The following is a 23,998-nucleotide window of genomic DNA, read 5'->3' on the forward strand; positions in this document are numbered from 1 at the left end:
ATCACGCCCATACGCACCTACTACAATGCGTTCGCCATCAATCGTAACCGCGTGACCAAAGTAATCGTTGGTTTGACCAATGCCTAGTTCGAGTTTATTCGTTTCTACCCAATTGTTACCATTCCAGTTAAAGGTGTAGGCTGCACCTTTATTATTATCTCCGGGAGCGCCGACTACGAGCCATTCATCGCTAATGTCTACCGATTGACCAAAGTCGTCGTCAATGATTGCATCTGAATATTTCAAGCCAGCCTGGAGTGTCCAATTAGAACCATTATCGGTATAAACATAAACGCCACTATCTACGAAAATAGGACCTAAACCACCTAAAGTCCCTCTACCTCCTGGTGAGCCGATAGCAATAGTATCACCATCTACTGCGACGGCTGTGCCGAATTCACTCAAGTAGCCAAAGAAACCAGGATATGATAGTCTATTACTCAGTTCCCAAGTGTTGATGTTGAGTTCATAAACGAAAGCACTGGCAGATTCTGCTGCTCCCACTACCAGAGTATCTACATCAATATCTACGGCTGAACCGAAGCCACTGGCACTATTGCTCAGGTTAGTTTGCTGCGTCCAATTGTCCCCAATGCGATTGAAGACATAGACACTGTTTGCACCCGTCGCTCCGATTGCCACTGTGTCGCCGCTAATTGCCACACTCGCACCAAATTTGTCATCAAGTTCAATGCCTTCAGCTTGTAGGGTTGCTTCTAAATTCCAAACTCCCGCCTCATTTTGGGTGTAAATAAACGCAGCCCCGCGTCCGTCATAATCCTGCGCCCCTACTACGGCGGTGTTGCCGTCTATTGCCATGCTGACACCGAGTTTGGCAGTTTTTAGTTTGTCTGGCGTGACGACTGTATCAATAGCAGTCCAAGCTGGTCCGCGTTGACGGAAGTTGTAGAGGGTTTGGGGAATGCTAGAAACAGTGGGATCTGAGCCAATGATATAGTGACCTTCACTGATAATCGAAGAACCCACCCCAAAGCGACGATTCTTAGTAAGGTCATTTTGCATTTCGTTGGTGGAGCTATTCAGTTGATAGGGATAAAGGGTAAGGTTTAAGAAACTGCCAGAGGAGGCATCAAAGAGATAAGTTAAGCCTGTGTTGTTGCTATCGATCGGATTACCAATCAGCATCCGATTTCCTTGAATACTAATTTCACTTCCAAAACTAGTGGAGCTACCTTTTGTCCAATTACTGCCACTGCGAGTATAGGTAGTCACATTATACCAGTTATTGAAGTCTGGCAAAGGTTCGGAAACATAAAATCGGGAAGAGTTGTAAGCTGCGATCGCTCTTCCGAGTCCAGTTCCTTGTTCATCATCGAGATAAGTTGGTCGAGTTGGGGTGTCAAAAACATCAGTGCTGCTACCATCCATGACTCGCACCCGCCAAGGAGAATATTCACTTAGACCCAGGTCATAAACCGCCACAGCATCTTGACCTGGTGCGCCGACAAAGACCTGATTGCCGACAATATCTAGCTCTGCACCCCACTTGGAGTTTCTTAGAGCAGAATAAGATTCTCGGAAAATGTCTCTATTAGGAATTGTACTCAGTAAAGTAAACCAAGTATCATTATCGCTGCTGCCAAAATCTTCAAAGTCAAATGTACCACTACCTTCAAGTGTTTTATAGTAACCAACACCAGCTACCGAGGACACCACGCCAATTGCGTTGCCAGAAACACTCATTTGCTGGTATGTACCATTCGGAGGAGTGTGGTTTCCAAGACCATAGTTATACGTGTTGTTTGAAATTGTTACAGACCCTGTAGCAGATCCGTTCAGAGTACCAACTAACAACAGGTCGATATCATAATTGTCATCGATACTATGGTTAACAGTCGTGAAACTATCAAAACTGTTATTGACTCGGTAACTCATATCATTATCGCCATAAATAGAGACCATGAGGGCATAGGTTCTTGGAGCAAGTGTAATTCGACCGTTGCTCAATCCATAACCTCTATCACTTGGTTGTGTATGCAAACCTAAACCAAAATAACCCGATCCTTCAATCCAAACTTGATTCCAACCACTAGGTTCGTAGTAATAGGAAGTGGTTTCTGGCAAATCATTGCGATAAGGCATCAAAACGCGGTCTCGCGTCCAAGAGCTACCATTTAACTTAAAGGTATGGATAACGCCAGTTGCGCCTAAATCAATCTCATGACCTGTATCAGCACGGTTAGTAGAGTAATAACGAAGATTCGCATCTTCTGCTCCAACTACTAAATTCGAGCCATCAATTGCCACCGAAGAACCAAAGCGACCATTTCCGTATAGAGAACCGTTAAGAATCGAGGAAGGACTATTTGACCATTCCTCTCCAGTCCAGGTATAAACATAAACTTGGTTACTACCTGGCGCACCAATTACTAGACGATTGCCATCGGAGTCAATATCCGCCCCAAAACCACTTGCCCCAGTAAAGGTAGTAGAAGGTCGCCAATAGAGTCCTTCGTTAACATAACTGAGTACCGTATTGCTATCATCGGCAGCCACAAATAAGGTGCGAGTGCTTGGATCATAGTGAGTAAACTCCCCGAATCCTGCCAGATTATTAACCAAGGTTTCTGCTCTGAGATTCGGGTTGGTGACTGCCGGAAGAACATTATTAGTAGTAAAGGTGCGGAATGCTCCCACATCTCCTCGGACAATCTGATTACTATTATTGACATCATTAAAACCTGGCATTCCCACAATCACTTTCGTTCCAGCAACAGCAATCCCAGCACCAAAATGATCCGCTAAGGGAGCATCAGGGTCAGACCCAGCCGGAGAATTTGCCATCAAGCGTCCAGAGCTACTTGCCCCACTAGAGCGTACCCAAGTCTTGCCATTGCCTGAACCCAGATCAGGGAGTTCATAGAAAACGTAGGCTGCCCCCACATCAATGTCATTAGCATCATCGTAGCCAGGCGCACCCACTGCCACATAATCACCATCAAGTGCAACACTCAGACCGAAGCGATCGCCTGCTCGTCCCTCACTAGAAGCGTCTGCTGAGGGCAGACCTCCATCCGCAGTCAAACGCGCCACTCGTTCCCAATTATTACCAGAGCGGTCAAACACAAAGGCACGACCTTGGTCTGTTGCACTATTCCCGATACCATCCCACAATGGCGCACCTACGACAATCCGGTTTCCATCCATTGCCAAAGCATGACCGAACGCTTCCCCTCGATTAGCTTCTGAAGGAGTCAGAGTATCAGTATAAGACCAAGAGCCATTGTTATTTCGATAAACCTTAACAATTCCTGCCCCATTCGCATCGCTAGAGTTAGGCAAGCCAACCGCAGCGTAATTTCCATCAACAGTCACGGCTTGCCCTAAGTCTCCACTTTCATTCCACCTTTGCGTCTGACTCCAATTACTTCCACTGCCTTCAAAGATATAGGCACTATCATTAGTATTATTTCCAAACCCAGGCGCACCCACAATCACTACACTTTGAGAAATATCTACCGCTCTCCCAAAGGCATCACCTGCTTCAGCATCTAGCGGAGTTAATTTCGCAACTTGTTGCCATCTCCCGTTACTACGTTCAAAGATATAAACTGCACCTGCATCAGTACCATTGCCATCATCCTTTGGCGCACCCACCACAATTTGATTATTTTCAATTGCCACCGCATAACCAAAACCTTGTCCTGCCTCTGCCTTATCTTCAGGATAGAGTTTCGCGGTTTCTTTCCAAGCACTGCCATTCCACTCATAGACATAAACTACACCGTAGTCTGCACCATCTAGTTGCGCTCCCACAACCATCGTGTTGCCATCCACTGCCATTGCATTAGCTTCTGGCATGAAGGAGAGAGGATTGTTTTGGCTATCATACAGTCGCCCGTTGTTCTCTGTGAGAACATTTCCTCTGCTATCAACCCACTTTCCATCGTCCTTTCGGCGTTGGATTTCTCTTCCATAGCTGTCTATAAGATTTCCGACTGCACTGCCTAGATAGAGTGGCTCTAAAGCATCATCAATGGTGAGCTTTTGCTCTTGCGTCCAAGTAATTACCCCATCAACAGTTACTACCTGCAAACTGATTGAAGTCAGTTGTAAATCCTCTATCGCCACTGAACCTAAGCTGAGATTAGCTTGCTCATCAGGCGTAACCACTTGGAAATCTGGGAAGCCGTGAACCACTAACGGTTCTATATTCGTCAGGTTAAATTGATTACCATTGAGGCGAATTTCGCCGGAACGGTTGTCTGTACTGCTAGGAATGTATTCTCCTCCAGTTGTCGTACCATCACCAGCCAAGCGGAACTTATCACCAATGATGTCGTTAGTGCCACCATTAAAGGTAACGTTGAGATTGGTAGCAGAAACTCCTGTTTTAAAATCAGCAAAGAAAATATCATCCCCTGCTTGTCCATTGAAGACTACGCTGTTACCTTGTAAGTCTACTGCGTTTTCGAGGTTAAACGTATCTTTTCCTGCACCACCGTCAACAGTAATATTGTGGTCATACTGATTATTAGTCAACTGCACCACATCGTCACCGCTACCTAAAGTAACTCGTATAGTTTCGGTAGTCAGAGAATTGATATTTAATGAACTGTTTTTTCCTGCATTAGAAAGAACAATACCCGCATAGTTGTGAGTGGTCGGGTCTTCGCCCAATACTGTGGTGTAAAAGTCCAAGAAGGTATCAGAAATACCATCTGCGTCATCGCTATCATCGGTGGGGAAAAGTTGAGCAAAACTATTTTGGTTAAAGGCTAGATTCGCATTGGCTTCATTGGCATTATCGAGGAAGTGTAAGACATCATTACCTCCTTGCCCGTTAATAATCAGTGGGATACCTTTAACGCTATCGGCAGTGGGATTTTCAAGATCAATGGCAAAATTATCTAAGCTGTATGTGCCGGTATTGCCAAGTAGTTCACCAACATAGATTTGATCTGCTCCTAATCCCGCATTAATCGTAAAGCTGGCGGCTTTTCCGCCTAGAACATCTTGCTCTCGGTGCGTACCTTCGACATTAATGGTGTCGTTTTCTTGACCGGCATTCAAGACTAGATTTTCAATAGTGCGATATTGCACATTTGCTATACCACTCCGGTTAAAGGTGGTGGTATCTATAGGCCAATTTGTACCATCTTGAAGTTGGCGAGTTCCAGTAATTGCATTACTAAAGGTGTAAGTTTGAGAAATGTTACTATCTTGATCATTAAGATAGAGAGTATCGTTGGCTTCGGGACCTTCCCCTTCAATTATGAGTTGCCCTACGATTTCATCAAGGCTACCCTTGGTTTCCTGACCCGATACAGTTCCTATATAGACCGTATCAACGCCTCCACCCGTTTTCAGAGTCGTGGTCAAATCTGCATCAGTTTTTGATACATAGAAAGTGTCATCTTGTTCACCCAAGCGAATCTCAATGACGTTGACGTTGGCAAAGGTGACAGCACCTGTCATGTCTAACCCAGTAACAGTATCTCCTCGATACGTTCCAATATTGGCGTTGTCATCACCTGAATCATCCAGAATTAGGGTTTCGCCATCTAACTGCACTATTCCGCGCAGGAAATCTACTCGCTTAGTAAAGTTAGGTTCAAGTCCGGTAGCTGTAGAACTAACGGTGAGGGTATCATTGCCACCATTACCAAAGATATTAGTTTCCCCTTTATAGGTGCTATCAATGACAAAGCTATCATCTCCTGTACCCAGTTGCACATTAACGGTTTCGACATCACTGCTGATGGTATCAAGTCCGTTGGTAGTGGTGCGAGTGGCGTAGTAAATTGCCCCTGGATAGTTACCACCCAAGTCATCGTCATATCCTGCACCAAAGCGAGTATGGGTGCTGAGGAGTCCATTATTCCCCATTTCTAGCCCAGTGATACTAATGGCACTGAGTTGGTCGGGGTCAATTCCAGTCTGTGAATCAAGGGGTGCGGTGGCGTTACCGAAAACATTAAGGGTATCTTCCCCGATTCCACCCTTGAAGGTGACAATACCACTAATATCAGCTAAGGAATTATTGTCATTTCCCACATTGAGGATATCATTTCCGCTTTGGCTATAGACTTCAGCAATAGTCTGGGCAGACAAGCCTTTGACCCGGAAGGTATCATTCCCACTGCCCAAACCAACCATCAAGAAGGCACTTTGGAAGCCGTTTTCTTGACTATCGGCGGGAATATCGAGATCAATCTGTCCACTCATGCCGAGTCCAGTCAGGGTATCCACGCCATTAGCATTGGTGATTTCTCCGGTAACAGGGTTGGTGCTACCGATGGTGCTGGCATAGACTACATCCCGTGTTCCGCCATTACCACCCAATCCAGTTTCAATGGTAACAGTCGCCTGAATTGTATCGAGAGTACCATTGAGAACCGTCAAGGGGTCAACGGCATGATCATCAAAGAAGCCCTGGGTCATGAACAGGTCTTTGGCTGCATTGCTACTGAGGTAGTAGCGGTCTGCACCCTCTTGTCCTTGGAGGGTCAGGGGAATTGCCGTTCCCTGGACAAAAAAGCGGTCTGCGCCCGCATTCCCTTGCAAACGAGTAATAATTCCGTTGGCGTTAATTCCTGCCGTTCCTAATAGTTGGATATAATCAACCTCATTTCCCCCAGTAATTTCTACTGTAGGTGCTTGAACATCTCCCTCAATAGTGATGGTAGTCCCGATATTTTCATCTCGTTCTTCTCCGTCAACCCCGCCATAGTCGCCTCGCAGAGTGGCAGTTGTGGCTGCTTGGATAAGGGTAGATAAGGGAATATTAATGTCGTCGCCAGCATCTATAAGGATTGAGCCATTTGGTGCAGTGACAATCCCACCGGTTACAGCAGTTCCTATGATAGTTGTGCCATTCCCAGCCAGGAGGTTGAAGTTTTCGGGTAAGGGGTCACTACTGCCAGCAATGGTATCCTGAGTATCTAGGACGCTGAGGCGAATATCTCCAGTGGTGGCTTCTACCCGCATCACATTTAGAGAGCCGTTAATCTGTTTGAGGTAGATGTCTTGGGTTGCAGTGCTGTAGAGTCGTCCTTGTTCTGGTATTCCTGTTGTGATTTGGAGAGAATTATTTTGTTGATAACTGCCAGCACCGTATATTTCTAAATCATTGTCCACTGCACCGATGCTTCCACCATTGACGATTAAATCGAGGTTCGTCCCTTGGATATCTGCTAAGTCTTCGGTTTCAACAATACCATCAAGAATTGAACCTGATAGGGTGAGGAGGGAGACATCTGCGTTGTTAGAAACTACTCCATCTAGACTGAGATTGCCTGCGGTTTCGGTGAGGAAGATACTGTTATTGGCTTCGGCGTAAACATGACCAAGAGAATTAAAGGAGGAGTCAATTTCAAAGAAGTCAGTAGCTGTCCCAATTCCGGCGGTGGCATTGAGGGTGATATTGTTACCGATGACCAAGGCAGTTGCACCGTTATCTCCTGGCGTACTTTCAAGGATTCCGCCATCAGAGACAGTTAGGACGACATCACCAGCATTTGCCTGGATACGGTTAACTCGGAGATTTCCTTCAGTTTCAACAAAAGTGAGATTACCGTGGAATAAGGCACTGATATCGCCACTATCACCATGATTGGTGTTGGCAATCAAATCAATTTGCGGATCATTAGTTTCGCTGTTAGCAGCTTCTAGGTTTATATTCACCCCGTTAATTTGATCAAAGGTGAATCCGCTATCTATATTTACAGCTTGGCTAGTATCGGCAAAGAGGCGGAAGTCTAGGTCTGAAGGTGCTGTTGAGGTGTCAGGGCGGAAGAATTCTTGGTAAGTAGTGGAAGTTCCGCCATTGACAGAAACTTTTACACCTGCTGCTGTTCCTGTGGCTTCAGTTTCTTGCACAGAACTTTGGAACTGAAGATCGACATTGCCGAGGGTGGTGAGAGTTCCGCCCTTAAACTGGGCATTGTTAGCATCGGTATCTCGTAAGCGTCCGGTAATATCTAGCCAAAGGTCATTAGTGGCTGTGACATTGAGATCAGTCGGTCGGTTGGCACTGCGAACTAAATCAATGGTGGTACGGTTAGTGCTTGTTCCCACTCCCTTAGCCGTGATGAGTTGGATTTGATTACCTCGGAGAATACCGCCATTGTTGAGTAAGTTTCCGCCTTGATTTTCTACCTGAATCAAGCCGATGGGATTATCGATCCAGCCTTGGAACTCAATATCACCACTGCCTTCGTTGAGAATGTCAATTTCTATATCTCCGGCAGGGGCAAGATTACCAACGTTAAAGGTGAGGTTAACTTCTTGAGCATTGAGATCAACATTGGGCTGGAGGTTGGAGTTAGCGAGGCTAATGTCTCCAATCAATAGCTTTTTATCGGATTTGTTGACTATTTCAACCCCGGTAAAAATTGAGCCACTACTGAATGTGCCACCGCTTCCTGTTAGGATTCCATTACCTGCGCTCTGATTATCGCGATCACCAACATTATTGATGTTAAAGTTAGCTGAACCGACATTGTTGTTCGCGATCGCGTCAATAGTAATCGTTTCCCCTGTGACTGTTACGCCCTCCCCTTGACCACCATTAACAGTGATATTTTCTGCGGTAACAATAGTGCCATTGCTGTCAATCAGTAGATTTGGAGCAGGTGCAGCGATAAAGGTAACATTACCATTCCAATTAATAGTACGACGGGCATTAAATTCTCCTGATTCATTTTCATCGGCACTACCAAAGACATCAACATCAGCATTAGTGCGACGGTCATAGTTAATAATGTTTTGGTTGGAGGTGACATTGAGTATTCCCGCAGCAACGGTTGCACCACTAGCAACGGTTACTGTATTTTGACTATTATAATCGGTGCGTGAGTTGGAGTCAGCATCCCCATAGAGGGCATCAGTATCCGCATCGGAGCGAGAGCGAATATTTACACCACTGTGATTGGCGTTGATATTAACCGTTGAACCTGTAATACCAGCGTTAGCGTCAAGGGTAACGTTGACATCATCAAAGATATCTAAATTAGCAGTGGCATCGGCATCTGCTCCTGCTCCTGCTGCTTCAGACTTCGCTTCTACATAGGCATCTAGTTTCGTGGTGCGTGCTTGTATGGTAATTTGATCAGCTTGTAAACGAGCATCCATGCCAATTCTGGTTTCAGTTGTCGCTTTATTTTCACTACTACCAATGGTTACTTCGGAAGTGGTGTCAGCAGAAGATCCCAATCCAGCACTATCAGAGTCAGCTTTTGCATCTATATCTAAACGACTCTCGGCATCAATCACCAGGGAATTCTTAGCTTTGAGGTCAGCCCCCGCCCCAACGGTAATTACTGAGCTATAGTCCAGATTAGCGGTAATATCAGCATCAGCAAAATCTACCAATCCGCCACCATCACTGATCGCTAAAACATTGGCATTTTGATCCGTTTGCGTGTTGAGGGTAATTGAATCTTCAGCTAGAAGAGTAACATTGTTACCAAGGGTGAGAGTGCTAGTGGTGTTAACAGTAATGGTACTTTCAGCGTCACCCACAGACACTAAGCCACCACCACTGTTGGCAGAAGAGGCAGAAACATTACCCTTTGTGGTGGCATCAACATCAATGAAATTGGCGACTACGGTAGCCCCTTCCATAATATGGACGGCAACGGTGGGTGTGGATGTGGCGGTGGTATTTGCTCCCGCAACACGGACAACACCACCACTACTACCACTAGCTGAAGCGGTGACTACCCCATCCCCAGAAGGTGCGGAGGCAAAGGCTCTTGCGCCACCAACTCCTTCAAAGCGTTGGCTACCAGTCCCGACACTGGTGATATCTAGAACTAGCTTATGGCTACCACTACCCGCATTTGTGAGGTCAATGCCTTCAGTACCTAAAGTATGGTTTCCGCTTAAGGTGATACTACTATCTTCTGAATCTGTGCCGTTGAGCGCGATCGCATTTCCGTTACTATCGAGAAGTCGGAATTTATCGTTATCAATGTGATCAACGTAGTAGGTGATACCGTCACTGAGTCCACCGATGGGTTGATCCGTTACTTTCAGGAGGCTATGAATTACCTTGCTGGCTTCTGAGCCTTTGTTGGGATTCAAGACTAGAGGGGTGATGGGAATGATTGTGTCATCGCTGGTATCGTCAGGAGTACCATTATCGTCAGTTACCCCTACGGCTTTTTCATAAGTGGCTGCCAGTTGAATTTGTTCTGGGGTATTGGGGTCATAAATAACAAAGTACCGTTCGCCATTAACCAGATTCCCGATGGTTTCTCCTTCGCTGGAGTAAATTACTTCATCTCCACTTTGGAAACCGTGACCTGCACCAAGATAGATATTGTTGTTATTGTCTGCATTGGTTAAGAAGTCTTCTCCTGTGCCAGTAACATCAATCGAGGGAGAGCTAAACACTGTGGCTTTCGGAGCGCGATAAGTTATGGCTTGTCCGTCGCTGAAGTTGTGATTATCAAGAGAGATAATAGTAGTATCGCTTCCGACATTAATATTATTGCCAGAGAATTTCTGGGCAGTGGCAGGGGGATTATCAGGGTCAATGAGTTTGATAGTGGTGTCATTAATGTATCTCACCTCATAGGTCTTGCCACTGATTAAGCCACCGACGATGGCTTCATTGGCAGTGTAGATAACGCGATCGCCATCTTGGAGGTTATGCCGTCCTGAAAAGTTAATCGTATCTCTGTCTACATCAATAACAGGATTGTCTTCAAAGTCAAGGGAGTTGAAGATTGTCCCTAGTTGGAAGGCTTGATCACTGGATTTGATAATCCCATACTCACGTCCGTCTGTAAGACCTCCGACTGGTGTGGTTTGACTATTTTGGTTATAAGTAACGGTATCCCCTGTAAGCAAACCATGATTATTAGCAAAGGTAATTGTATTGCTGCTGGAATTAACTCCTGTTGTGGCACTAAAACTACCGTCGGAGAAGGTAGGTGGATCTTGACCATGAACAGCATTCACCACAACCCCTAATCCAGCTTCTAAAATCGCGTTCGAGCCAATATCAGCACGAATGGTGGGGTTACTGGTTGCAGTAGCATTTAACGTAGTAACGTCAACTGCACCACCAGAACTACTCTCAGAATCTGCATCTGCATCAGTTTGAGAGATGGCAGTTATTTGAATATTATTAGCTGATTGGATTGTTCCTCCGGCGAAGGCACTCACAGTAGATGTGATGTTGGCAGCTACATTAGCAACCCCAACAGAAATCAAACCACCGCCCGCAGTTTTTGCCCCAGCAGCAGCTTGATCCACGGCTGTAGCGTTAATGGTGACGTTACCCGCTTTACCATCAGCAGTAATGCCAGTTACGACCCCATCAATGAGGGCTTCTGTAATACTATTAACCGTAGCTGTGGGATTGCTTGTACCCACTTTTAAGAGTAAACCCACACCGAGACTCTCTATTTCCGACTCTGCTTGGTTAGTAGCATTAGCATCAACCTTGACTGCACCTTGTGCCGAGCGTACCGTTGCTCCTGATGCGATCGCAGCGCGAGTGGTGTTGTTCAGTGTGGTATCCACCGTATTAACCGCAATGTCAGCAGCAGAGAAGGTCTTACTAGAAGTGTTTGTGGTTCCGGAAATATCAGCCGTCGCCAACACATTAAGGTCGCCGTTGGTAAGAGTAATATCTGCGCCAGAACTTACTTCAGCTGCGGTTGTACGGGTGATATTAACAGTAGATTTGGTAGTTGAGATCGTAATTGCACCCCCCGCTCCGATTTCTGTGACTGGAGTAGCAGTGACCTGATCTTCGGCAAGGATATCTAGTTTATTAGCATCAACAGTGGAAGTTCCGGTTAAGTAGGCACGAGTTTCACCATCAAGGGTGACTTGGGATTCCATCACCGTAACGCCAATAAGTCCTACAGATAAGCCTTTGATTTCGGGTTTGGCAGTGGTGGTAGAGTCGGCACTAACGATAATCTCGTTGTCTATTGCTGTTAAATTACTGCTATCAACATAAGCTTCAGTGGTGCCATTGATAATTGTTTCAGCACTTCCGCCAGCACCTGACCCACCAAAGCCAAGGGCAACTGCCCCAACTTCACTGAGGGTTTCTATGGTGGGAGTAGAGGTGGCGATTACGGAAATATCGCCCTCTGCCTCTGCGGTAACTGTGGAGTTAGTGATATGTGCAGTGACATTATTACCGATTTCGTTCTGTGCGAGGACAACTCCCGCCGAGAGACTAACGAAACTTCCAGATCCTGCAAAAGCAATGGTTTCTGAGTCTACTGTTGAAGTATCTTGAGCTTGAACTTTCACCTCGCCATTGGCGGTAACGGTGCTGTTTGCAATTGCTGCGGTAACGTGAGTAGTTAGAGTGTTAATAGCTTCGGTAACAGCCAACGCCCCTGCTCCGCCGGAGATAATGGAGATACTGACAGCAACACTTGCTGCTGCGGTTAAGGCGGTAATATTAGCAATTTCGTCGGCGGTAATTGTAATGTTACCGACAGAGGCAGTCAGTTCATCAGCATTCTGGATGTACGCTTCGACTTGGTTATTAATAGTATTAGTGGCAATTGCTGCACCCACTGCAATAGAAGCACCTGCTAAACCAAAGGAAGCAGCTACCGCAGCAGATCCAGTATTAGCCGTAATCGTGGAGGTATCATCAGTGTTAATGGTGACACTATCAACGCTAATTCCTTCAGTCCCATCACCATCAATATAAGCACCAATATTTGCAGCAATTTGGTTACTAGCACTTGCACCAGCCCCTGCTAAACCCACTCCCACCGTACCTCCAGCAATGGCTACAGACCCAGCCAGAACTAGAGCGTCAATCTCTTGATTGGCTACTGCGTCTATGGTTAGCGCATCTGCGTTGGTAATACTGGAATCTTCGATGTATGCCTGTACCTGTCCTGTATTTTCTGTCCCGTCGCCAATTTTGTTAGTTGCTAGAGCAGCACCGATGGAAGCCCCGACTCCTGCGATTCCGCCAACAGCGAGAGAGAAAGCTGCACTGATGATGGTGGCATCAATGGTGGAGGTGCTATTAGCATCTAGGTCAACGTTCCCCGCACTTTCAATTGTGCTGCTATCAATGTATGCGTTGGTATTAGCATGAATAATATTGGTTGCCTCAGCACCTGCACCACTAACCGCAATTCCAGCTAAACCTGCTAAACCAGCCGCTAATGAGGCAGCACTGGAAGTTGCTGCGATAGATCCAGCCTGCACCGCCGCAATGGTGATGTCGCCCCCAGTGGTCTGCACTCCATTATCAGCATTGAGGATTGCGGCTTCTACAGAGCTAGTAATGGTATTTTTGGCAAGGGAAACCCCGACGGACACAGAAACTCCAGCCTTTCCACCGATAGAGGCTGCCAGGGAAACAGCACCGGCGATCGCGTTAATCTCAGAAACGTCCTGAGCGGTGATAGAAATAGCATGAGCGCGAATTCCCTCAGTCACGCCACCGGCTGTGTCAATAGCGCGATCGCCCTCAATGGCAGAGGTGACATCCACATCAATCTCATTCTCAGCGAAAACACCAGAACCGCTTACGGCAACCCCGGCTTTCCCCCCGACTGCTACCCCGGCTGAACCAGCCAGAACGATAGAATTAATCGTTTGTGAACCAATGGCATTGAGGGATAAGTTACCTACGCTGTCAATGCTGGAATTTTTAATTGTCGCTCCTACTTCCGGTAAGATGCGATCGCTTCCACCTGGTGTAATGCCGATGAAGTTTCTGGCAACGGCAACTCCGATGGATACTCCAACACCAGCACTACCACCTCCACCAATGGCGAGAGAAGCAGCAGCAATTGTAGATTGAATAGTTGAGTTACTAGCTGCACTGACTACGACATCCCCGGCACTGATCACATCGCTACTGTCGATAGTGGCATTGGTGGTACTGAGGATCACATTCTCAGCCACTGCTCCAGCACCTGAGACAGCAACCCCGTTACCTCCGCCAATGCCAGCAGCCAGTGATGCTGCTGCGGAAATGGCGTTAATGTTGGTCTGAGTCACCTCTAGAGAATTACCGTTGCGATTGAGAATGTACGTTGTGCCATCAGGATCAACTACCGCCCAGCGTTGATTTTCTTCAAGGATTGTGACTTTGAGTTTGTCGATTAAGACCCAGTTGCTAGTATTGCCGTAGTTCTCATTACTGAGGTTAATGTTATTGCGATCGCTACCGACATAACGGTAAACTCGACCTTTCTGACCAGTCCCAGTGAAATCATCGGTGATTTTAACTGTATCCCCTTGCCGCAGATCTTGACTTTCTGCCTCATTTGTGGTGTATTTGGCTTCTGTGCCGACGGTATCGTTAAAGGAAAGAGTTTTTCCTTGAGAGGTAAAGAGGGAACGAATCTTGGCTAGGATTGCCTGATCAGCTATGAGGTCTATGGTATCTTCCGCGATCGCGTTATCAGGGTTATCTTCATCCGCTTTTGCTACATCATCTAATTGGGCAAAACTCAACCCCGCATTACTCAATTCAGAAGTACTGGCGTTAAATACTGGTCGTCCCTGAGAGGTGGCACTAACGGTAACATCACCGCTTGTAGTCTCGAAACCATTATCAGCATTCTTAATCGAGGCTTCGACATCATTGGCAATCTCATTAAAGGCAAGGGAGAGTCCCACCGAAACCCCTACCCCTGTGTTTCCACCAACGGAGGCGGCTAGGGAAGCAGCCCCGGCAATTGCTTCAATGCTTGAAGCATCCGTAGCCGTGAGGCTGGAACTATCAACTTTGATACCTGTTGCACCGTCACCATTTACCGTTGCTTTTACTACCGACTGAATAACATTCTCGGCGTAAACTCCTGCACCACTCACCGCAACCCCAGTATTTCCACCACCTGAAAGAGCAGCAGAAGCAGCAATCACAATGGCATCAATGGTTTGTTCTGCATCCGCATCCACTGTTAATGCACCAGAGGCATTAATACTGGTGTTGGTAATCGTGGCTTGTACCTGGGCTGCTGAATCACTGAGGTTAATCTGTTCCCAAACGCTAGTATCACCGTAGTTTTGAGTATCGAGATCAATACCTGCGCCATCGCTTAAGTCAGAGCCAAGATAGCGGTAAACGTCACCACTGCGAGGTCCATTAACAATCTTGACTCGCGTTCCTGTGGTGAGAGTAGTGGGATTTTGATCAGAGTTAATATCGGCAGATGTATCGTTATCTAGACCATAACCAATAAAGTTGCGTGCTACCGACACCCCAATGGAAACGGCAACCCCTGTACTTGCACCGATACCCACCGCAGCCGAAGCAGCCCCGACAATGGCTGAAATTTCAGCATCACTGCTGGCATCGAGGTCAACCGCCCCAACCTGGTTAACAGCCGAGCCAAGGACGCTATCTTCTAGATCAGCATTGGTTTTACTCAGGATGACATTCTGAGCAACTGCACCACCTCCAGACACAGCAACACCAGTCCCAGAGAGGGATACCCCTGCTGCTAAAGAAGCAGCAACGGAGACGGCTTCTATGGTGGCGGTGTCGGTGGCACTCACTTTCACATCCCCACCACTGGTTAAGAGAGTACCAACCCCTTTGATATATGCCTTGGTTTCATTATCAATTGTATTAAAGGCTAGGGAAAGACCAATTGCTGCGGAAACGGCACTACTAGAAGCCGATATGGAAGCCCCAATAGAGACGGCTTGAGCATCGGCACTTACTTTTGATTGGTCACTGGCGGTAACGACGACATCTGTGCCTGTGGTGGTGACTGTGGTGGTATCACCCTCAATGAAGGCTTTAACTGCCGTTGCTACATAGTTAAATGTGAGGAGACCCGCAGCAGATACTGAGGTAGCACTACCACCACTCAGGGCTGCGGCAACGGTGGTGGCGTTAATGGTGGCGTTAATATTAGCGGTTGAGGTGGCAGAGACAGTAACGCCATTGGGGGCAGTGACTTGGGAGTTGCGGATATACGCTTGAACGTCTAAGGGTGTGCGGGTAATGATGTCGCTAAAGCCCATGCGGTTTTCGGCATAGGAGACTCCAATACCGACGGCTGTAGCACTATCTGATCCCAGGGTAACGCCTACCGCGATCGCGCCAACTGTAGCGTCAATATCAGCACTATTTGTTGTGGTGACGGTAACTCTACCTGCTTTTACATTGGGACTGTTGGCAATGAAGGCATTTGCTCCGCCTAAGATCACGTTAACTGCCGTTGCACCGCCTCCTGCCACACCAATTGACTTATCGGAGAGACTACCCGATAAGGCTACAGCAACAGCGCGGGAAGTAGCCTGAATGCTGGCTGCTTCATTCGCACTCACGACAATACTGCCGTTATTAGCCTGAACGGAAGTGGCATCAGTAATGAAGGATTGCAGGACATTGCGAATCTCATTCCGGCTAACACTCAAACCCACAGAAACCGAAGTTCCAGACCCAACCCCCGCAGCCACGGCGATGGATGTGGCTTTTACTTCAGAATTAATCTGAGATTCATCACTAGCACCAACAATAATGTCCCCATTCCCTGCAATTAATGACTTTGTACCATTCCCATCAAGGGACGCTGCAACGAAGGTACTGAGTTTATTGAGGGAAACAATCGCTCCCACTGAAATAGCTTTATTGTCGCCAAAGCTGGCTGCAATAGTTGTAGCCGCATTTTCAACGCTGGCATTGATATTGGCATTGAGGGTTGCTGTGGCACTGATGCCCCCCGCAGCGTTAATGCTGGTGTTATCGGTATAAGCCTTAACCGTTGCTGGCTGTTCATTGGCAATATCAGTACCAAAGAGGGTATCAATGCTATTGAAAAGGATATTCTGAGAAGCAATGCCGATGGTGTTGAAGGACAGAACTACCCCAACTGAAGTTCCGTTAGACTTGATGATGCTGTTGACGGTGGCATCAATATCGGAAGTGTTCTCTGCATTGAGGATCACATCGCCATTACTCGTTGTATCGACAGAGCTATTGGTGATGTAGGCATCAGCACCACTTAGAACTAGGTTAGTGACAATCACGCCGTTAATCGCTAGGGAAGTTCCACCACCAAAGGTACTGCCCCCACTAGAGGTAACGGTACTTTCATCCTGGGCGAAAATCGTGGCGGTTTCTAAGGCATCAAGCTGCACGTTACCAGCGACATCAACATCGGAGTTGTCTATATAGCTGTCTACATCACTGCGGACATCATTGCGGACAACCAGACCGCCAAAGGAGGAGGAGTCAGAGTTGGTAAGATTAAAGCTAACCCCTGGAATGGTTTGTCGTAGGTCAACGGTGGATAGTTCGCGCCAGCGTGAGGTATTGCTAAAGTCCTCGCTGCTAAGATCCAGGGTGACGGTATCAATAAGTTTCCAGAGAATATCGTTGGCAAAGTCAATGGTAGAGAGGTCAAGATTTTTTTGGCTGATAGTGCCGAGATATTCATAAACTTCGCCAACTTGAGAATCACCGTTGTTGGCTTTGACTTTGATGCGATCGCCTAACTCGATAGCAGCTACAGTGCCATCGGTACTGAGATAGTCAACCTCATCATCTGCGTAGAGTTCATCCGCAATAAATTGATAGACTCCGCCTGGGGTAAAACTCACTTCTTTCCAGAGGGCGGTATTATTGTAGTTATTTGCACCGAGATTATCTAAGTCTGGGGTAGTCAGGGGTGAAGTGCCGATGTACTCAAAAACTTGCCCTTGAGTTGCCGTACCGTCAGCAAGATTAAAATCAATTTTGATGCGATCGCCTGCAACAACTTCTGCTGGATCACTGGTGGAACTATTGTAATCCACATCATCAATGCGAACCTGATCGCTAAAGCCTACTTCTTGCGTCCCTGAGCGGTCAGTAAATTGGTATTCTCCTGCCAACTTATCAACGAATTGGGTCAGCAAACTCAGCCCACCATCGTTGGTGGTAGAGGAAATAGCAGCTAACTTACTATTGCTGATAATACTCGCATTATCTTCAGCCAGGATGGTGAGATTCCCATTCTTGGCATCAATATCATTTTGAACCCCTGTAGTGTCTGTGGTGTCGATAAAGGCATGAGCCTGACTATTAACCAAATTCTGACTAATGACCACACCAACGGCCAAACTATCTGCGCCATTTCCTACCCCAAAGGAGTAAGCTGCTGTCTCGGTTTCGTTTGTTACTGTTGCATTCACGCTGGCAGTGGAGATGGCTGATAGATGAATTCCACCCGCCGAGTCTATATCCGTATCGCGGATATAAGCTTGAACCAAAGCCGGATTCTGATTGCCAAAGGCATTAGAAATGAGGGGATCACCAAGAATTGTGTCAATGGCATTAAACAGCCAATTTTGAGAGTCCCAACCAATTTGGTTAAATGCTAAGGTCACGCCCACACCCTTCGCTCCTGCATTGGTCGCGCTCAAGGTTTTGGCATCAACTGTTGAGGTATTGTTCGCATCAACGGTAACATCACCTGTCGTAGTGGTAACATCACTGTCTTGAATAAAGGCTTGGGCAGAACTTAATACCCCGTTGGTGGCAATGACTCCATTTACCGCCAGAGAATCACCTTGACCTGTGAAACTGCTACCCCCAGAAGATATTGCTGTACTGTCTGCTGTTGCCTGAATGGTGGCATTTTCAATCGCATCAATATCTATACTGGCAGCCGTCACAGTGATGCGCTCAATGCGAGCTTCCACATTACTCCGCAGGTCGTTGAGGACTACCAGACCCCCGACTGTAGCAGAGTTAGATTCATCAAAATTAATTCCCCCTGGGAACAGTTGGGTTTCTAGGACTTGCTTCCAGAAGCCAGCATCAGTATAGTTTTGGGTACTGAGGTCGAGGTTTTCCCCAGCTTCATTTGTCCCCATGAACTGATACACACTGCCCGGTTTGCCTAAATTACTGTCATAGCTATCAGACAACCGTACCCGCTCACCAAATTTAATATCAACCGTGCCTTCGTCGGTGCTAAAGTCAGCAGGGACAAAATCATTAACAGTTTCACTCGCAACACCAATGCCACCGTCGTTAGTGGTGACGGAGGAAGCAACAATCTTGGTATTGGCGTAAATCCCAGCATTGTCCTCAGCCTTAACGATTACAGTCCCCCCAACAATTACTTCATCAGCATCTGCTCCCAGGACAGGCTGGTCTGCCGTTGTTTCAATGTAGGCTTTCGCGCCACTGTTTACCTTATTCATGGCGATGAGTCCGCCGAAGGCTTTACTGGAGGCATTAAAGAGGGCTGAACCTGCTGATTTAGTGGCGTTACTGGCGGTGGCATTCAGTTGAGCAGAATTGTCAGCCGTGACTGCTAAATCACCAGCAATATCTAGAAAACTGTTTTTGATAAAGGCTTTCGCTTCAGAAGGGTTTTCACCTCCTAACGCACCAGAAATGAACGGATCGCCGAGAAGTGCCTCTACAGTGTTAAACAGAACATTCTGAGATTTCCAACCCAGGGTATTGAAGGCAAGGGTGATTCCAATACCTTTGTCCCCAGAGTCGGTGGTGGAGAGGAGGGTAGCATTAATGGCGGAGGTGTTTTGGGCATCAACCGTTAAGTCGCCAGTTGTTCCGGTATTGGTGGTTGTGATCTCGCTGTCAAGGATGTAGGCATTTGCCTGACTTTGTACAAGATTAGTGACGATATTGCCATTAACGGCAATTACCTTGCCTTCCCCTAATTCTTTAAAGGCACTACCACCAGAAGCGGTGACGTTGCTATCGGCGGAGGCGAGGATGGTAGCATTTTCGATGGCTTGAACTTTTACTTCCCCCGCATTGATAGTTGTTCCTTTGATGTAAGCCTCAACATCAGTGCGTACATCATTAACAACTACCAAAATGCCGTAGGCGCGGGCATCTGAGGCAGTCAGGTTGCCAAAGTTGGGGTAGCTATCATTAATATCGTCAGCCCCTCCGGTGATCTTTTGCCAACGGTTGGTATTGGTGTAGTCCTCTTTCCCTAAGTCAATTGGGGTTGGAGATGATTCCTGACCCACATATTTGTAAACTGCCCCTGGATCACCGTAGTCTTCGCCATTGGGTCCTTGGTAGTTAGCGCCGAGACGAACGCGATCGCCCACGAAAAGGGGTTTGGTTTGTCGTTGCCAGAGGTTGATATCACCGTAGTTTTGCTGAGATAGGTCTACAGGGCTATTGACATCAACACCAATATACTCATAAATCTCACCACTGCTACCGCCATTAATATCTTCTTGCAGTTTGACTCGGAATCCTTGTTTGAGAGCATCAACTAAGGTTTCAGTGTTGGAAATGGTACGATCAAAGCCTGTATTTGTTAAGGCGTTAAATAATGCTGTATCTGAAGAGGAATTGAGTAAATTAATTTCACCAGATGCGGTAGTGTAGGAATATCCATCAGGTAAGAGGTTGCCAAGGAGCGTGACTACATCGCTGAGGGTGTTAGTGGTAATTGCTTGGGTAGCAACTTTAGTATTGGCATCAATCTGAGCTTCATCTCGTGCTGCAATGATGATTGTTCCATCAACTTCAACGATGTCACCACTTTCAGAGTTATCAATGTAGGCTTTCGCCTCACTCTTAACGCGGTTACTCGCTAGAGTCCCACTGGCACTCATGCCGTTTTTACCATGTTTGGCATTAATTAAGAAGCTGTTGGTGGTGTTTGATACCTGCTCATTACCGATTGTGGCATTGAGAATAGCACTAGCATCAGAGGTGACACTAAGATTTCTGGCTGCGTCTACTGCTGAATTGAGGATGAAGGCGCGAGCGCCATCTTGTTTGTCTTCGACTAGTCCTGTGAGTAAGGTATCTCCGAGTAAAGCATCTAGTGCTTGGAAGAGAATGTTGCTGGCATCCCAACCAACGGTATTAATAGCAACAACAACGCCGATAGATTGGCTGGCTTTGGATTGGGTAAGGGATGTGGCATCGAGACTCGCAACGTTTTGGGCATCGACCACTACATCACCTGTGTTGAGGGTGGTGATTTCACTATCTTCAATGTAGGCGATCGCCTGACCCTGAAGTTGGTTGGTGGTAATTAAACCTCCGATTGCTTCATTATTGGCTTGGGTAATACTTTGATCAAAGGCAGTCATGGTGGCAGCTTCAACTGCGCTGACTTCAATGGCGTTGACTTTACGCCAGAGATTGCGATCGCGATAGTCTTCAGTGGTTAAATTAATTGCCTCAAGGCGCTCTTCACCCACATACTCATAAATTTCCCCAGCCTTGGCTGCACCAATATCAGTTGTCAGTTTAACCCTAGTTCCTACCTTTAGCTCATTCGCTGTCTCACTACTGAGCAAGTCAGCCACAATATTACCTGCTGCATCAACATCCGCATTGTCGATGTAACTTACCACCTGCCCCTGGACATCATTACGAATCACAGCCCCGTAGTAGCTCTTACCTGTGCCGATGCTTTTGCCAAAAGCTTTAACTGCTGCTTCAGCGACCTTGGAGGGAATGAGGTTATCGTCGTTAACAACTTTCCACCGCTCGAAGTTACTGAAATCTTCACTCTCTAAATTAACACTACTCTCATCTGCTCCCATAAACGTAAAGAGTTGACCTACGGTTTCTTGGGTTGGGTCAACTGCATTATCAGGTAAGCCATAGTCAGAAGCTACAAATACTTTATCGCCGAAAACCAGATCCTGAGTTCCAGACTTAGTAGTGTATTGGTACTCAGACTTGAGATTATTCACCAAGTCATTGAGTAGGTTAGCCCCTAACTGATTCGTCTTGGTTGCTGTGTTGCCTAAAGAAGTGAAGGCATCCATCCCCGAAGCATCATCTGCCAGAACACTGACACTACCTTCTGCTTGAATTGTGCCTTGCTCGGCGGTAAATTCAATAAAGGACTTGGCGAGTCCACTGACTTTATTGCTGGCCAAAATTCCGCTACCACTCATGCCATTAGCACCATAGAAGGCTGCTGCTTTGGCTGTGGCATCATTACTCACTGTGGCATTGAGTTGTGCGGTGGCATCTGCTGTAACGATAATATCCCCCGCCGAGTCAACATTAGTGTCTCGAATGTAAGCCTGGGCGCGAGCCGGAATCTCGTTACCGAAGGGGGATTTGACTTCAATCCAGTGAGCGCGATCGCTGTAATCTTCGCTATTGAGATTGACGTTGGTGCGATCGCCGATTGCTTGATATACTTCCCCTGTTATTAGCTTCACCCAATCCCCATCATTGAGATTAACGGGTTCAGATATGCCATCATTCAGGTCATAATCAACCAGTAACCCTTCAAGTTCATCAGTTAATTCTGAGAGACCAAGGAGAGAATCAAGGGTATTGAAGAGAAGGTTGCGGGAGTCATAGCCCATGCTGTTGAAAGCCAACAAAACACCCACTGCATCAGCCCCAGATGTCGTGGCAGCCAGGGTTTGGGCATCCATTTGAGAGTTGTTAACAGCATCAATAATGACATTACCCCCATTCTTGGTCGTAACCTCAGCATTATCAATATAGGCATCGGCTTTAGTCAGCAGGACATTGGTGGCGATGATGCCGTTGTAAGCTTGGGACTTTCCTCTCCCAAAGATATCGCCCCCAGAAGATTCCACAGTAGTGTCAGCAATGGTTTCCATGAGGGCATTCTCAGTGGCTGAAACCTTGATATCTCCATCGGCTTCAACCACTGTATTCTTAATGGCTGCTTCTACGGTGCTATCCAGTTCAGTGAAAACTACCACACCCCCGACTGCTTGGGAGTCCGAAGGAGTAAAGTTGTTTCCTTGGGGAATAAGTTGGGTTTCTAAGACTTCTTTCCAGTAGTCAGTATTGCTGAAGTCTTCGGTAGTGAGATTGCGAGTGTCTGCTGGATTTCCACCTTTACCCATATATTCATACACACTGCCAGCATTACCCCCGGCTGTGTGATTATTGGCAAGACGAATGCGATCGCCGTATTCTAGATTCCGTTGCCCTTCGCTGCTTACAAAGTCCACAGTTAGAGCGTCACTAATCTGCTCATCAAGGACACTAGCTCCCCCATCGTTGGTGGTGATTGAGGATGAAACTAATTTGACATTGGAGTAAAGCTCTACGTTATCAACGGCGGAAACGAGGATATTGTCACCTGCATCAACACTAGGAGTATTGGGGTCAAAGGTTAAATCTTCGTTGTTAATGAGGGCAGTGGCTGAACTCTTAACTTTGTTACTGGCTACAATACCGCCAGCAGCTTTACCGCCAGCATCGAAGAGGGCTGAGGCTGCCGAACTAGCAGCATTGCTAACGGTAGCATTCATCTTGGCAGCGTTATCCGCTAAAACATTAACCTCTCCTCCTATATCCAAGGAAACGTTGGTAATTGTTGCGGTTGCATTTGCGCCAGTATCTAAGCCAAAGATATCGGAAACAAGGGGATCGCCAATCGAAGCTTCTACCGTTCCTAGCAGGACTCCACTCGCTTCCCAACCCAGTGTATTTAAGGCGACGACAGCACCAAAGGCGGTGTCTCCTGAGAGGGTAGCAGCATTAATGGTGGCATCCACACCGGAGGTATTCATCGCTGCAACGGTAATATCTCCAGTTGTGGTTACTGACCCTCCAGAGACGGCTGCATCGGCTTGGGCTTGAACAATATTCGTGGCAATTAAACCATTAGCTGCAAAAACCTTACCTTCTCCTAGCTCTTTGAAGGCACTCCCTCCTGATGCTGAGATAGAGCTTTCCATAAATGCTTGGAGTTTGGCATTCTCCACCGCTTTGACGATGACTTCGCTAGCGTTCACCGTTGTATTTCTAATGGTGGCATCCACATCACTACGAACATCGTTGAGTACCACCAAACCGCCGTAAGCGCGAGCATCGGAGGCACTCAAGTTACCAATGTTTAGCCCCAAATCTTCAACGCCAAGATTGACTTTTTCCCAGCGAGAACTGTTGAAGTTTTCCTGACTTAAATCAATTGATTCTCCAGATGTTCCACCCTGGAATTCGTAAACACTGCCCTCTGCGAGACGAACGCGATCGCCTACTAGCAGGTTTTTAGTATTAGGATCAGCATCTTCACCCACAGTGACAGAACCTGATGCTGTGGTGTATTTATAGTCGTTTGCACCC

At 46.9% G+C, this 23,998-nt stretch carries 1 pseudogene (running past one end of the window); it reads right to left on the reverse strand.

Annotation, left to right across the window (positions count from 1 at the left end):
* Positions 1-23,998 (reverse strand): annotated as a pseudogene (locus NOS7524_RS29255) (hypothetical protein) (its annotated part continues 6,095 nt past the right edge of the window); the annotation flags it as partial.

The organism is Nostoc sp. PCC 7524 (assembly GCF_000316645.1).
In the GTDB taxonomy this organism is placed as follows: Bacteria; Cyanobacteriota; Cyanobacteriia; order Cyanobacteriales; family Nostocaceae; genus Trichormus.